Raw genomic sequence first — 13832 nt, 5'->3', positions numbered from 1 at the left:
GTCTGCTAGTGGCTCGCGTCGGGTTCGACCAGTTCCACCAGGACGCCGCCGGCGTCCTTCGGGTGGATGAAGTTGATGCGCGAGTTGGCCGTACCGCGTCGGGGAGCGTCGTACAGCAACCGAACCCCGCGGTCGCGAAGCTCGGCGGAGATGGCGTCGATGTCGGTGACCCGGTAGGCGAGCTGCTGGAGGCCGGGGCCGCTTCGGTCGATGAACTTGGCGATGGTCGAGTTCTCGTCCAGAGGCGCGAGCAGCTGAACGGCAGTGGATCCGGCGGGGGAGCCGACGACGGAGAGCATGGCCTCACGCACGCCCTGCGATTCGTTGATTTCCTCGTGGGTCGACACCATGCCCAGGTGCTGCGTGTACCACTCGATTGCCACGTCGAGATCGGGCACCGCGATCCCGACGTGATCGATCGCGACGACGAGGTCGGACGACAAAGGTGCGAGTGCAGAACTGGGGGAGGTCTGTGTCATACCTTTCACGGTAGCGCTACCGTTTGAGGAGTACACGTCGGGATGTGACTTGGCTCTTAGGCCGCACGGAACCGACGACTATCTCTCTTTTGCAGCCGGAGGAAATCGTGACCAGTTCTGTGATTGTTGCGGGAGCTCGTACCCCGATGGGTCGACTCCTCGGATCGTTGAAAGACCTCTCCGGGTCCGACCTCGGCGGCATCGCCATCAAAGGCGCCCTCGACAAGTCCTCAGTCGCACCCGGACAGGTCGACTACGTCATCATGGGACAGGTCCTCACCGCCGGCGCCGGCCAGATGCCCGCCCGCCAAGCCGCCGTCGCCGCCGGCATCCCCATGAACGTCCCCGCCCTGAGCATCAACAAAGTGTGCCTCTCCGGCATCGACGCCATCGCCCTCGCCGACCAACTCATCCGCGCCGGCGAATTCGACATCGTCGTCGCCGGCGGGCAGGAATCGATGTCCCGCGCACCCCACATGCTCGAAAAAAGCCGCGAAGGCTTCAAATACGGCGACGTCACCCTCCGCGACCACATGGCCTACGACGGCCTCCACGACATCTTCACCGACCAGGCCATGGGCCTGCTCACCGAACAAGTCAACCAACAAGAAACCGCCCACATCACCCGCGCCGAGCAGGACGCCTTCGCCGCCGCCTCACACCAGAACGCGGCCCGCGCCTGGAAAGACGGCCTCTTCGACAACGAAGTCGTCCCCGTCTCCATCCCCCAACGCAAGGGCGAGCCCATCGTCTTCGCCCAGGACGAAGGCATCCGCGCCGACACCACCACCGAATCCCTCGGCAAACTGCGTCCCGCGTTCAGCAAGGACGGCACCATCACCGCCGGCTCCGCCTCCCCGATCTCCGACGGCGCCGCCGCCGTGATCGTGATGAGCAAAACCAAAGCCGAAGAACTCGGCCTGACCTGGATCGCGGAAATCGGCGCCCACGGCGTCGTCGCCGGACCCGACTCCACCCTCCAGTCCCAACCCGCCCGGGCCATCGCCAAAGCCTGCGCGAAGGAAGGCATCGACCCCACCGACCTCGACCTCGTCGAAATCAACGAAGCATTCGCCGCCGTCGGGATCGCCTCCACCCGCGAACTCGGCCTCGACCCCGCCAAGGTCAACGTCAACGGCGGCGCCATCGCCGTCGGCCACCCCCTCGGCATGTCCGGCGCCCGCATCGCCCTGCACCTCGCCCTCGAACTGCAACGCCGCGGCGGCGGCATCGGCGCAGCCGCACTCTGCGGCGGCGGCGGACAAGGCGACGCACTCATCGTCCGCGTCCCCAAGGCGTGAGTGTCTAAATACACCTGAACGAGCGCTCTCGCTCTGCGACGCCCCGTGGTTTTCCTCACACAACTACGGGGCGTCGTAGTTGTTCGGGCACAATGGCCTCATGGCGAACATCTTTGACGTATCCACTCCCGCGAAACGCTTCCGTCTGGTGGCGTGGTGGGAAGCTGTGACCTGGGCGGCCTTGCTGGTTGCCATGTTCTTCAAGTGGGTCCTCGGACACGAAGAAGCGATTCGCATCCCCGGAATGGTCCACGGAACCGCCGGCTTCCTGGTGTTCATCGTTGTTGCACTCCTGACCGCGTGGTCGCTCAAGTGGGACGTCAAGACCACGATCCTTGCGCTGATCTCGAGCGTTCCGCCCTTCGGCACCGTCATCTTCGAACGCTGGGCAGTGCGAAACGGCAAGCTCGGTGAGCTGTCCACGGAGTTCGAGGCGTCCAAGGGCAACGCGGCGCTCGTCTGAGTGCTGCATCCCTCTACGTAGCTTCTCGCAACTCGTGACAAACTGGGAGCCGTGACTCGACCAGGTTCCAGGCCCCCCGCGCGTTCGTCCGCAGTTGCTGCCGCCATGAGCGGCGCAGTCGACTTGTCCGCCTTCAAAGAGCGGGCCACGGCCCTACCACCGCCGCGTAACACCAGCGGCGACGGGGCCGTTTCTGCTGTCTCCGGGGCAGTGATCGAGGTGACCGAGGAGAACTTCGAAAGCGAAGTCCTGCTGAAGTCGAGCCAGGTGCCGGTGATCGTCAACATCGGTGGCCGCGCATACGAGCCCTCGGTCGTATTCACCGAAGTTCTCGAATCATTTGCAGCGCGAGCCGGCGGCAAGTGGATTCTTGCCAACGTCGACGTCGACGTGAGCCCTCGTATCGCGCAGGCATTCGGTGTCCAGTCGGTTCCGACGGTTGTTGCTGTCGCGGCTGGTCAGCCGTTGGCCGATTTTCAGGGCGCTCAGCCAGAGGCGCAGCTCAGCCAGTGGTTCGACGCAGTCCTCCAAGCTGTCGAGGGCAAGTTGAGTGGGCCGGTCTCCGACGCGGACGAACCGGTGGAGGAGGTCGAGGATCCTCGCTTCGTGGCCGCTGAAACCGCGCTGGACGAGGGCGATCTCGACGCCGCCATCGCTGCGTACCAGGAAATTCTCGACGCCGAACCCAACAATGCGGAGGCCAAGAGCGCTGTCCGCCAGGTGAAGTTCATGGCTCGGGTTCAGGGTGTCGATCCCGAGTCGATTGCGGCCGCGGATGCTGATCCGTCCGATCTCGAACTGCAGTTCGCTGCGGCCGACCTGGAAATGTTCGCCCAGCAACCCGAGGCGTCGTTCGCCCGCTTGATCTCGGTGGTCTCGCGAACTGCCGGCGACGACAAGGCTGCCGCTCGGACGCGCTTGCTCGAACTGTTCGAACTGTTCGACCCGGCAGAACCGATCGTCATCGCGGCCCGTCGTAAGTTGGCTTCCGCTCTCTACTGACGTGTGGACCGGCAGTCGCTACTCCGTGTAGCGGCTGTCGCACACTTCCCGGCCACCGAGAACGCCGGTCCGGAACGCGTCGACACGTGCGAACCCGCTCGGGACCGTCTCACCGTTGACGTCACTGGCAGCCAGGCCGTCGGTCAGCAGCCCCGATACGGCTTCGTCGAGGTCGCCGGGGGAGAGTGTGACCTGTGCTCCGGACGCCGCGGCGTTGGTGGGACTGAGTGCTGCGGTGATGACGCCGGACAAGCAGGCCGCGCGCAGGGCAGTCTGCGGAGTGTCGAGCGATTGGCCGTTCTCCTTCTGCATCGCGAGGGTGTACCTCGACGCGAGCAGGACATAAGCGTTGTAGTCACCGGTGATGTTGGTCTGGATCAACTCGCGTCGCCCGACGCGACCCGGCGTGCCGCGCTCGGCAAGGTCGTCGACGCTGATTCCGATGGTGTTCGTCGACGGGCAGTACGAGACGGGTTCGGTCGCAACGGCATCGCTGCACCCGGTGTCTGCGCCGGTGAACACGACCTTCGGTGGCTGAGGTAGATCGAAGATCGCTTGGAAGGTCTTCACGAACTCGTCGAGAGTTGCCTCGGTGACGGGCAGTTCTCCGGAATCGTTGCCCTCGGCGAACTGCTGCGGGAGGTCTGCACGTCGTGACTCGATTTCGTCGGCGTCCATCTTCGCGCACGCACCGGCGCCGTCGGTGAAGCCGATCTGAGTGGCGGTGACGCGCTCGAACGCCGAACCATGGTGGCTCTCAGGATCATTAGGGTCTTCGTCGCGGATGGCGACCGCCGACGCCAACACCTTGTTGAGTCCGTCGGAGGTGTTCATCGTGAAGTGCGCGGCCTTGTCCTCGGCGACGTGCCGCAAGAAGGCGCCACCGAAACAGTCGGCTTGCTGTTCGCGCACCAGGGCTGCGTCTCGTTTACCGCCGACGATCCCGGCCTTGCGTTGAACGGCATGGCCGTACTCGTGCGCAAAGATGAACGCGACGGCCACTTCACCGAACTTCTCCCGCACCTCGGGCAGCAGCAATTCACGATCCCAACCGATGGTGTGATCGATGCTGCAGTACCCGGCGTTGATGAGTTCTTCGGTGGTCTCCTCACAGAAGTCCGGGCCGTTCGATTCGGTGGGGTCCCACGAGATCAGCTCGTCGACCGGTTCGAAGGGCTTGTCGAACAGAGCCGGGTACTCGGCGGCCCAGTAGGTTTCGATGTCTGTGATGGCGTTGGCTGCCAGCGCGTCGATGTCCCCGCCGTCGGTGCCGGTGATTGCTCGGTCGGCGTTGGGGGCTCCCGGACGCAACCCACTTGGTCCTGCCGTTGCGTCGAGTCCGGCGACGCGGAAGGGATCGTGATAAATCGAGACGGCGTGGCCACTCGTTCCCTGGGCACAACCGGCGAGCAGTGCTGCCACTGCCAACAGTGACGACGTGACAATGACTACTCGCCGGCCGACCATCAACGCTCCAGACTTATCCAAATCGCTCCAGCAGCTGGCAGCGCCACCTGTGCGGAGGCTGGCCGACCGTGCCACGAATGCGACGTTGCTGTGACCGCTCCGAGGTTCCCGACTCCGGAGCCGCCGTACACCTCGGCATCGGTGTTGAGAATTTCCACCCATCGGCCGGGCTCTGGTAGCCCGACGCGGTAGCTCGAGTGCTCACTGCCCGAGAAGTTGAACAGGCAGGCGACAATCGAACCGTCAGTACCGTAACGCAGAAAACTGAGGACGTTGTTCTCGGTGTCGTTGGCGTCGATCCAGGAGTATCCACCGGGCGAGGTGTCGAGGGTCCACATGGCCGGATGACGTCGGTACGCGGAGTTGAGATCGCCGACCAGTCGCTGGACGCCGCGATGGAGAGTGCCGGTGTACTGATCGTCGAGCTGCCACCAGTCGAGGCCGCGTTCTTCCGACCATTCCGCACTCTGACCGAATTCCTGTCCCATGAACAGCAGTTGCTTGCCTGGATGCGCCCACATGTATGCAAGCAGTGAGCGCAGGCCGGACGCCTTGGCGAAGTCGTTCCCGGGCATCCGGGTCCACAGAGTTCCTTTGCCGTGCACCACTTCGTCATGGCTGATCGGTAGCAGGTAGTTCTCACTCCACGCGTACATCAGTGAGAACGTGATCTCGTGATGGTGGTAGGTCCGGTGTACCGGGTCGTGACCGAGGAACCCGAGGGTGTCGTGCATCCACCCCATGTTCCACTTCATGTTGAATCCGAGGCCGCCGACATTGGTCGCCCGAGTGACTCCGGGCCACGCCGTCGACTCCTCGGCGACGGTGACGACTCCTCGATGGTTCTTGTGGACGGTGGCGTTCATCTCCTGCAGGAACGCAACAGCTTCGAGATTCTCGCGGCCGCCGTGAATGTTGGGAGTCCATCCACCTTCCGGGCGTGAGTAATCCAGGTACAGCATCGATGCGACAGCGTCGACGCGAAGTCCGTCGATGTGGAACTCCTCGAGCCAGAAGAGTGCATTGGCGACGAGGAAGTTGCGCACCTCGCGGCGACCGAAGTCGAATACGTATGTGCCCCAGTCCAACTGCTCGCCGCGACGCGGATCGGCGTGCTCGTACAGGGGAGTTCCGTCGAAACGAGCCAGGGCCCACTCGTCTTTGGGGAAGTGTGCAGGCACCCAGTCGACGATGACACCTATCCCTGCGGCGTGCAGGTGGTCGACGAACCAGCGGAAGTCGTCCGGGGTGCCGAAGCGGGAGGTCGGTGCGTAGTACGAGGTGACCTGGTATCCCCACGATCCACCGAACGGATGCTCGGAGACGGGCAGCAGTTCGACGTGGGTGAATCCGGTTTCGGTGACGTAGACGGCGAGTTGCTCGGCCATCTGCCGGTAGTCGAGCCCGGGACGCCACGATCCGAGGTGCACCTCGTACACGCTCATCGGGGACTGCGAAGGATCGACACCGGCGCGGGTTTCGAGCCAGGCCGCGTCGTTCCACTCATGCGAACTGGTGGTCACTCGCGATGCAGTCGCCGGCGGGACCTCGGTACCGAATGCCATGGGATCGGCCTTGTCGCGAACGGAGCCGTCGTGGCCGTGGACCCGGAACTTGTACAGCGAACCGACTGCGATGTCGGGCAGGAAGAGTTCCCAGACCCCAGTGGATCCGAGGACTCGCATGGGGGCGAATTGCCCACTCCACCCGTCGAAGTCGCCGACGACGGTCACGCCGCGGGCGGCCGGAGCCCAGACGGCGAACGAGGTGCCGTCGACGGGGCCGTCCGGTGTCTCGTAAGAACGCGGATGTGCACCGAGGATGTCCCACAGTCGTTCGTGCCGACCTTCGCCGAACAGGTGTAGGTCGAGTTCACCGAGAGTAGGCAGGAACCGGTAAGGGTCGGCTGCGAGAACCGTGTGTCCACCCGGGTACGTCACGGAATAGCGATAGTCGATCAGGTCGGGGTAGGGGACCAGAGCCGCGAAGATTCCGTTCGAAACATGTTCGAGAGGAAAGTTTTTGCCGCCGATGACGGCGCTGACGGACTCGGCGTTGGGACGCAACGCTCTCAGAACGGTGCCGTCGGCGTGGGGATGGGCGCCGAGGACACTGTGCGGATCGTGATGTTCACCGCGCGCCAACAGCTCCAGATCGTGATTGTCCGGTGCGATACCCGAAGGGAACTTCTCGGTTGACATCACTTGCCTCCACCTGCGCGGTGCGCATTGCGTGCTTGGTAGGCCAGAGAGATCCGGGCCGGATACGGAACGGGTGGGAGCGCGAGGATGTGCGCCACCGAACGCCAGGGCTCGAGGCGGACGAAATTGGCTTGGCCCCAATTGAACTGCTCACCGGTTACCTCGTCGAGCACGGTCATGTGGTCGTGCCATTCGCGTCCGAGCGCCGGCATGTCCAACCAGACGGTGCCCTCTTCTGCAGCGAACGGGTTGAGGTTGATCACCGTCAGGACGGCGTCACCGGTCGAGGCGTCGAACTTCGAGTAGGCGATCAACGCGTCGTTGTCGATGTGGTGAAAGTGCAGGTTCCGCAACTGCTGCAGGGCCGGGTGTGCACGCCGGATGCGATTGAGTGCGGTGATCCACGGCTCGAGAGATTCGCCTCGCGCTGCTGCTTCGGCGAAACGGCGCGGCCGAAGTTCGTACTTCTCGGAGTCGAGGTATTCCTCGCTGCCGGGGCGAACGGCTTGGTGTTCGTAGAGTTCGTAACCGGAGTAGACGCCCCACGTCGGCGCCAGGGTGGCGGCGAGAGCTGCTCGTAGAGCGAACATTCCGGGCCCACCGTGCTGGAGGGACTCGTGCAGGATGTCCGGCGTGTTCACGAAGAGGTTCGGTCGGGCTTCGTCGGCCTTCGCCGCCAGCTCGTTACCGAATTCGGTGAGTTCCCACTTCGCAACTCGCCAGGTGAAGTACGTGTACGACTGCGTGAACCCGCGCCGGGCAAGGCCGTACATGCGCGCCGGACGAGTGAATGCCTCGGCGAGGAACAGGACGTCGGGGTCGGTCTTCTTGACCTCAGAGATGAGCGTCTCCCAGAAGTTCGGCGGCTTGGTGTGTGGGTTGTCGACCCGGAAGATCTTGACTCCGGCACTGATCCAGTGTCGGACGACTCGCAGGATTTCCTTGTCCAGACCGCGAGGATCGGTGTCGAAGTTGATCGGGTAGATGTCCTGATACTTCTTGGGCGGGTTCTCGGCGTAGGCGATGGTGCCGTCGGGAAGGACGTTGAACCACTCCGGATGCTTCTTGGCCCATGGATGATCCGGGGCGCACTGCAGCGCGAGATCCAGTGCCACTTCGAGATCGAGCTTGCGGGCCGCCGCGACGAAGGCCTTGAAGTCCTTGAGCGTGCCGAGTTGCGGGTGAACAGCGTCGTGCCCGCCGTCGACCGAGCCGATGGCCCACGGCGAGCCGACGTCACCGGGTTCGGGAGTGAGAGTGTTGTTGCGTCCCTTGCGGTTGATCTCGCCGATGGGATGGATCGGCGGAAGGTAGACGACGTCGAAACCCATTGCGGCGATGCGGGGTAGGTCTTCGGCCGAGGTTCGGAAAGTACCGTGTTGCGGCACCCCGTTCTCGTCCCAACCGCCCGTCGAGCGGGGGAAGAACTCGTACCACGATCCGAACAGTGCACGGTTGCGATCGACGACGACGGGGTGGGACTCGCCCTTGGTGACCAGTTCACGGAGCGGAGTGGCGCGGAGCAGTTCGGCGACGTCGGAGGCGAAGGCCGGCGCGACGCGAGCAGTCAGCGCCTGATCGCTGCGCAGCGACGCCGTGACGGCCTCGAGCCTGGACCTGTTGCCCCGCGGTACCTCGTGCGCGGCCTGTTCGAACAGGCGCGCACCGATTTCCAGGTCGTTGGCCAACTCGGCCGCCCCCTGCCCGACGGCGAGCTTTGCTTCCACGGCGTGCTTCCAGGTGGCGATGGGATCGCTCCACGCCTCGATCCGAAATGACCACATGCCTTCGGCGGACGGTGTGAACACCGCGTCGACGGTGTCCGGTTCGGTGCCGGGGTCCATCGGAATGCGCAGCGGCTTGGTACCGCGCGGACCACGCACGACAAGAGTGGCGGAAATGGCGTCGTGGCCTTCTCGCCACACGGTGGCGTGCACTGGGAAGACTTCACCGACCACGGCCTTTGCCGGATAGTTACCCGAGATCTCGGGTACCACGTCGTCGATACCGAGGCGTCCTGACACGGGAAGCTCCATTTCTGGTGATGGATCGCGGTAAAACTTTCTTTCGCCGGGTTCAACCGTAGTGGGTGCGGCGCTGGAGTGCTGATAACGACGAATTCGGGTCTGTCGGTGGTCAGGTCGGCTCGGGCGTTCGGTTCCACCGGACAGAGTGCAAGGAACTCGACTAGGGTTCGCGGGGTGAAAGCCTTGCGTCGGTTCACTGTCCGAGCCCACCTTCCGGAGCGCCTCGCCGCGCTCGGCCCCCTGTCCACCAACCTTCGGTGGTCGTGGCATCCCGAGACACAGGATCTGTTCTCGCGACTCGACCCCGAACTCTGGCAAGCAGTCCAGTTCGATCCGGTCCGCATGCTCGGGGAAGTCGACCCCACCCGTCTCGACGAACTCAGCAGTGACGAGGCATTTCTCGGTGACCTCGACACTGCAGCAGCCGATCTCGACGCTTATCTGAGCACCCCGCGCTGGTACCAATCCCAGCAGGCCAAGGGCACATCGTTAGCCAGCGGAATTGCGTACTTCTCCATGGAGTTCGGAGTCAGCGAAGTTCTGCCCAACTACTCCGGTGGATTGGGCATCCTGGCGGGCGATCACCTCAAGGCCGCGTCCGACCTCGGGCTGCCGCTCATCGGCGTCGGACTGCTCTACCGATCCGGCTACTTCCGCCAGTCGCTGACCGCCGACGGTTGGCAGGCCGAGCACTACCCGCCGCACGACCCTCAAGGGTTGCCTCTTCGTTTGCTGACGGACGCAGGCCCGGCTTCCGAAGACGGATCGCCGGTCGTCATTCACGTCGCCATGCCCGGTGGCCGGGTGCTGCGTGCGCGAGTGTGGATCGCTCAGGTCGGACGAGTGCCGTTGCTGCTGCTCGATTCCGACATCGCCGAGAACGACGCGGATCTGCGCGGCGTCACGGACCGTCTCTACGGCGGGGACCAGGATCACCGCATCAAGCAGGAGATCCTCGCGGGTATCGGCGGCGTCCGCGCGGTGCGCGCCTACACCGCGGCGTACGGATTGCCCGATCCCGAGGTGTTCCACATGAACGAGGGGCATGCCGGATTCCTCGGCATCGAACGGATTCGGGAACTTGTCACCACCAGCGGTCTGGACTTCGATTCGGCTCTGGCCGCGGTCCGTGCCGGAACGGTCTTCACGACGCACACTCCGGTTCCCGCCGGAATCGACCGCTTCCCGGCGGATCTGGTCCGTCACTACTTCGGCGGAGCGAACGGCGAGAACGAATCGAGTTTGCTTCCCGGCCTGACCGTCGACCGCATCGTCGGGATGGGGCGTGAAGCCGATCCGTCGATCTTCAACATGGCGCACATGGGTCTTCGCCTGGGCCAGCGAGCCAACGGCGTCTCGAAGTTGCACGGCATCGTCAGCCGCGACATGTTCAACGGTCTCTGGCCGGGCTTCGACGCCGACGAGGTGCCGATCGGTTCGGTCACCAACGGTGTTCACGCGCCGACGTGGGCGGCGCCGGAGTGGATGGACGTGGCCAGGCGGATCGTCGGTCAGGAGCAACTCGAAGAAGCACGCGGGTGGGAGCGCCTGCACGAGTTGTCGGCAACCGAACTGTGGGAAACACGTAATGCGTTGCGCGGCAAGTTGGTCGACGAAGTTCGTCGTCGCGTCCGAGCGTCCTGGCTCGAACGCGGCGCGACCGAGGCCGAACTCGGCTGGACCACTGGAGTATTCGATCCCAACGTCTTGACAGTCGGATTCGCGAGGCGCGTTCCGACGTACAAGCGGTTGACGCTGATGCTGCGTGATCCCGAGCGTCTGCGTGCGATGTTGCTCGACGAGAAACGTCCGGTGCAGTTGGTGGTGGCCGGCAAGTCGCACCCCGCCGACGACGGCGGTAAGGCACTCATCCAGCAGGTCGTGCGGTTCGCCGACGAAGCGGATGTGCGTCACCGCATCGTCTTCCTGCCTGATTACGACATGTCGATGGCCCGCTACCTGTACTGGGGCTGCGACGTGTGGCTCAACAACCCGCTTCGCCCCCTCGAGGCGTGCGGTACTTCCGGCATGAAATCCGCGCTCAACGGCGGCCTCAACCTCTCCATTCGCGACGGATGGTGGGACGAGATGTACGACGGCGAGAACGGGTGGGCCATTCCGACGGCCGACGGTGTTCTCGACGACGTGCGGCGTGACGATCTGGAAGCCAGCGCCCTCTACGAACTTCTCGAGCACGCGGTACTGCCGACGTTCTACGACCGTGATGCAGCCGATCTGCCGACGCGCTGGGTCGAGAGGGTTCGCCACACCCTCGAGAATCTGGGCCCGAAGGTGTTGGCATCACGCATGGTTCGTGACTACGCCGTCGACTACTACGCCCCTTCGGCGGAATCAGCTCGAGCGGTAGTGGCGGATGATTTTGCCGGCGCGCGTGAGGTGGCCGAGTTCCGTCGCCGTATCGAGTCGCAGTGGCCGTCGGTCGCCGTCGAGCAGGTGGACGGTTCTGGCTTGCCGGACACTCCGGAGATCGGTGCGACCATCTCTTTGAAGGCCAAGGTCCGCCTCGGCGGCTTGTCGGTCTCGGATGTGGAGGTTCAGGCAGTCCTGGGACGCGTCAGCCCAGGCGAGGAACTCACCGACGTGGTGACGTTCCCGATGACGCACTTCGGCGCCGAGGACGGAACCGAGATCTTCGAAGCCGAGGTTGCGCTTCCGGTCTCCGGCTCCGTGGGTTACACCGTGCGGGTGTTGCCGCATCACCGGTTGTTGGTCGATGCGTCCGAACTCGGGTTGGTGACCACTCCGAGCGTCTGACGTATTGCATTCTGCCCCGGTCCGTTCGGTCGGTACCGGGGCAGAATTGTGCCCGCGTGAGAACCGGCTCAGGGACGTGAGTCGCGGATGCGGGTGAGTGCCTTGCGGACGACTTCGGGGTTGGTCGTCTCCCAGAACGGAGGCAGTGATGCGCGAAGGTAACCCGCGTATCTCGCCGTGGCCAGACGCGGATCGAGCACGGCCACCACACCTTTGTCGTCGGTGCTACGAAGCAGGCGACCCACGCCCTGTGCCAGGAGCAGCGCCGCGTGATTGGCCGAGACGCTGAGAAAGCCGTTACCGCCATGGGATTCGATAGCCTGCTGGCGAGCCATCAACAGTGGATCGTCCGGGCGCGGGAACGGAATCCGGTCCAATATGACGAGGCTCAGTGACGGACCCGGAACATCGACGCCCTGCCACAGGGACAACGTGCCGAACAGTGACGTGGGTTCGTCCTTGGCGAAGGCCTTGACGAGGGTGCCGGTGGCGTCGTCGCCCTGGCACAGGATGGGGGTGTCGAGGCGTTCACGCATCGCCTCCGAGGCGGCTTTGGCGGCGCGCATCGACGAGAACAGGCCGAGGGTGCGTCCGCCCGCAGCCTCGACGAGTTCGGCGATCTCGTCGAGATAGACCGGGGAGAGGCCGTCGCGGCCGGGCGTGGGCAGGTGGCGGGCAATGTAGATGATGCCGGCCTTTGCATGGTCGAAGGGCGACCCGACGTCGAGTGAGTTCCAGCGGAAAGCCGAAGCGTCAGAAGGTGCTTCGGTGCCGATGGCGGTACCCGAGTCGGGGCGCGCGGACGATTCCGCAGGAAGACCCCAGTTGACGGCGAGACCGTCGAACGATCCGCCGACGGTCAGTGTCGCGGAAGTGAGAACGACGGTGGATTCGGCGAACAGTCGCGAGCGCAGCAATCCGCCGACCGAGAGCGGAGCCATCCGGACGGAGCGCCGCACCGATCCGCGGAACTCGTCCGAGGACAGCCAGACGACGTCCTTGCGCTTGGCCGGGTCGGGTTCGTCGAAAGCGGTGAGAATACGCACGGCACTGTCGTGGACGTCGTCGACGGACGAGAGTGCGGCGTTGCGGGCCGCAGCGGCTTCGGGATCTGCAGCAGCCATTCCCGGTTTGGCCGGACCGATAGCGGTGCGCAGCGACCAGGCCGCGTCGCGGATCGCAGCCAGTGCGGGTGCCGCCCCGTCCGGGAGGCCTTCCCAGCGACCTGGGCGCAATTCCTCGAGGAGTCCAGCCCACCCCTCGCCGGCAGCTTCGAGGCGATCGGCATCCTGCTCTTCGGCGATCTTGCCGCAACGCCGGGCCGCGGCACTGATCGAGGCGGCAGTGAGATCGGCCGTGGCGACGCCGGTGACGCGGTCGACCAACTCGTGGGCCTCGTCGATCACCACGACGTCGTGGTCAGGCAGGATCTGGATGCCGGTGATGGCGTCGATCGCGAGCAGTGCGTGGTTGGTGACCACTACGTCGGCCTTCGACGCCTCGACTCGGGCGCGCTCGGCGAAGCAGTCCTCACCGACCGGGCACTGGTTCTTACCGATGCATTCGCGGGAGGTGACACTGACCTGCCGCCACGCCTGATCGGATACGCCCGGCACCAATTCGTCCCGATCACCGGTTTCGGTGTCTGAGGACCATTCGGTGAGGCGGACGACCTCCCGGCCGAGACGCGAGACCGTGAACGGATCGAACAACTCGTCCTCGGGTGGCTGCTCGGACGCGCCGGTATGGATCTTGTTCATGCACAGGTAGTTGTTGCGGCCCTTGAGGATTGCGAACTCTGCGCGTCGGCCGAGTGGCTTCTTCAGGGCATCGGCGAGTCGAGGCAGATCTCGGTCGACGAGCTGACGCTGCAGCGCGATGGTGGCGGTGGACACGACCACGGTGCGTCCCGATTCGACCGCGTGGCGCAGGCTCGGAACGAGGTAGGCGAGCGACTTACCGGTACCGGTGCCGGCCTGGACGGCCAGATGCTCGCCGGTGTCGATCGAGTGCGCCACGGCGGACGCCATCGTCAGCTGACTGGTTCGTTCGGCACCGCCGAGCGACCGCACCGCTGTCTGGAGCAGTTCGGGAACGTTCGGGAGTTGATCGGCCAC

9 protein-coding genes are annotated in these 13832 nt (G+C 64.6%); 4 read left to right on the top strand and 5 right to left on the bottom strand.

From position 1 onward, the window contains the following. Positions 1 to 5 precede the first annotated feature (5 nt). Complete coding sequence (gene mce, locus RHP72_RS18735; RefSeq protein ID WP_007733251.1) at positions 6 to 479, bottom strand: methylmalonyl-CoA epimerase; 474 nt, start codon at positions 477 to 479, stop codon at positions 6 to 8. Between the two features lie 107 nt (positions 480 to 586). On the opposite strand from mce, the gene RHP72_RS18730 reads away from it, so the two are divergent. From RHP72_RS18730 to RHP72_RS18720, 3 genes are all read left to right on the top strand, one after another. Beyond that, positions 587 to 1780, top strand: coding sequence for an acetyl-CoA C-acetyltransferase (locus RHP72_RS18730; RefSeq protein WP_311093680.1), 1194 nt, complete (start codon positions 587 to 589; stop codon positions 1778 to 1780). A gap of 100 nt (positions 1781 to 1880) precedes the next feature. Continuing rightward, positions 1881 to 2243, top strand: coding sequence for a DUF3817 domain-containing protein (locus RHP72_RS18725; protein WP_003945330.1), 363 nt, complete (start codon positions 1881 to 1883; stop codon positions 2241 to 2243). Positions 2244 to 2348: 105 nt separating this feature from the next. Beyond that, positions 2349 to 3245, top strand: a complete 897-nt coding sequence (locus RHP72_RS18720; RefSeq protein WP_311094880.1) for a tetratricopeptide repeat protein — start codon at positions 2349 to 2351, stop codon at positions 3243 to 3245. Between the two features lie 18 nt (positions 3246 to 3263). On the opposite strand, the gene RHP72_RS18715 is transcribed toward RHP72_RS18720, so the two are convergent. From RHP72_RS18715 to RHP72_RS18705, 3 genes are read right to left on the bottom strand one after another with little or no spacing between them, the layout of a single operon-like run. Continuing rightward, positions 3264 to 4712, bottom strand: coding sequence for a neutral zinc metallopeptidase (locus RHP72_RS18715; RefSeq protein ID WP_003945377.1), 1449 nt, complete (start codon positions 4710 to 4712; stop codon positions 3264 to 3266). Next, a complete protein-coding gene (glgB, locus tag RHP72_RS18710) occupies positions 4712 to 6913 on the bottom strand; it encodes a 1,4-alpha-glucan branching protein GlgB (RefSeq protein WP_003945366.1) in 2202 nt (733 codons plus the stop codon). Before glgB ends, RHP72_RS18715 begins: the two co-directional genes overlap by 1 nt. Continuing rightward, entirely contained in the window at positions 6913 to 8937 is a 2025-nt protein-coding gene (locus RHP72_RS18705) for an alpha-1,4-glucan--maltose-1-phosphate maltosyltransferase (RefSeq protein ID WP_030537901.1), read from the bottom strand. Before RHP72_RS18705 ends, glgB begins: the two co-directional genes overlap by 1 nt. Positions 8938 to 9114: 177 nt before the next feature. Here RHP72_RS18705 and glgP point away from each other — a divergent pair, with 177 nt between their 5' ends. Then, positions 9115 to 11715, top strand: coding sequence for an alpha-glucan family phosphorylase (gene glgP / locus RHP72_RS18700; RefSeq protein ID WP_210377421.1), 2601 nt, complete (start codon positions 9115 to 9117; stop codon positions 11713 to 11715). Between the two features lie 68 nt (positions 11716 to 11783). On the opposite strand, the gene RHP72_RS18695 is transcribed toward glgP, so the two are convergent. Next, complete coding sequence (locus RHP72_RS18695; RefSeq protein ID WP_058038870.1) at positions 11784 to 13832, bottom strand: ATP-dependent DNA helicase; 2049 nt, start codon at positions 13830 to 13832, stop codon at positions 11784 to 11786.

Origin of the sequence: Rhodococcus sp. SG20037 (assembly GCF_031763325.1) — a bacterium.
Taxonomy (GTDB): Bacteria; Actinomycetota; Actinomycetes; order Mycobacteriales; family Mycobacteriaceae; genus Rhodococcus_F; species Rhodococcus_F qingshengii.
Note: the sequence above shows the minus strand (reverse complement) of the source record. Positions and strands in the feature narration are given on the sequence as shown.

What these genes read in the sequence shown, in the direction of transcription:
- RHP72_RS18725 (WP_003945330.1), top strand. Translation starts at nt 1,881, where the DNA reads ATGGCGAACATCTTTGACGTATCCACTCCCGCGAAACGCTTCCGTCTG.
- RHP72_RS18715 (WP_003945377.1), bottom strand. Translation starts at nt 4,712, where the DNA reads ATGGTCGGCCGGCGAGTAGTCATTGTCACGTCGTCACTGTTGGCAGTG.
- mce (WP_007733251.1), bottom strand. Translation starts at nt 479, where the DNA reads ATGACACAGACCTCCCCCAGTTCTGCACTCGCACCTTTGTCGTCCGAC.
- RHP72_RS18720 (WP_311094880.1), top strand. Translation starts at nt 2,349, where the DNA reads ATGAGCGGCGCAGTCGACTTGTCCGCCTTCAAAGAGCGGGCCACGGCC.
- glgB (WP_003945366.1), bottom strand. Translation starts at nt 6,913, where the DNA reads ATGTCAACCGAGAAGTTCCCTTCGGGTATCGCACCGGACAATCACGAT.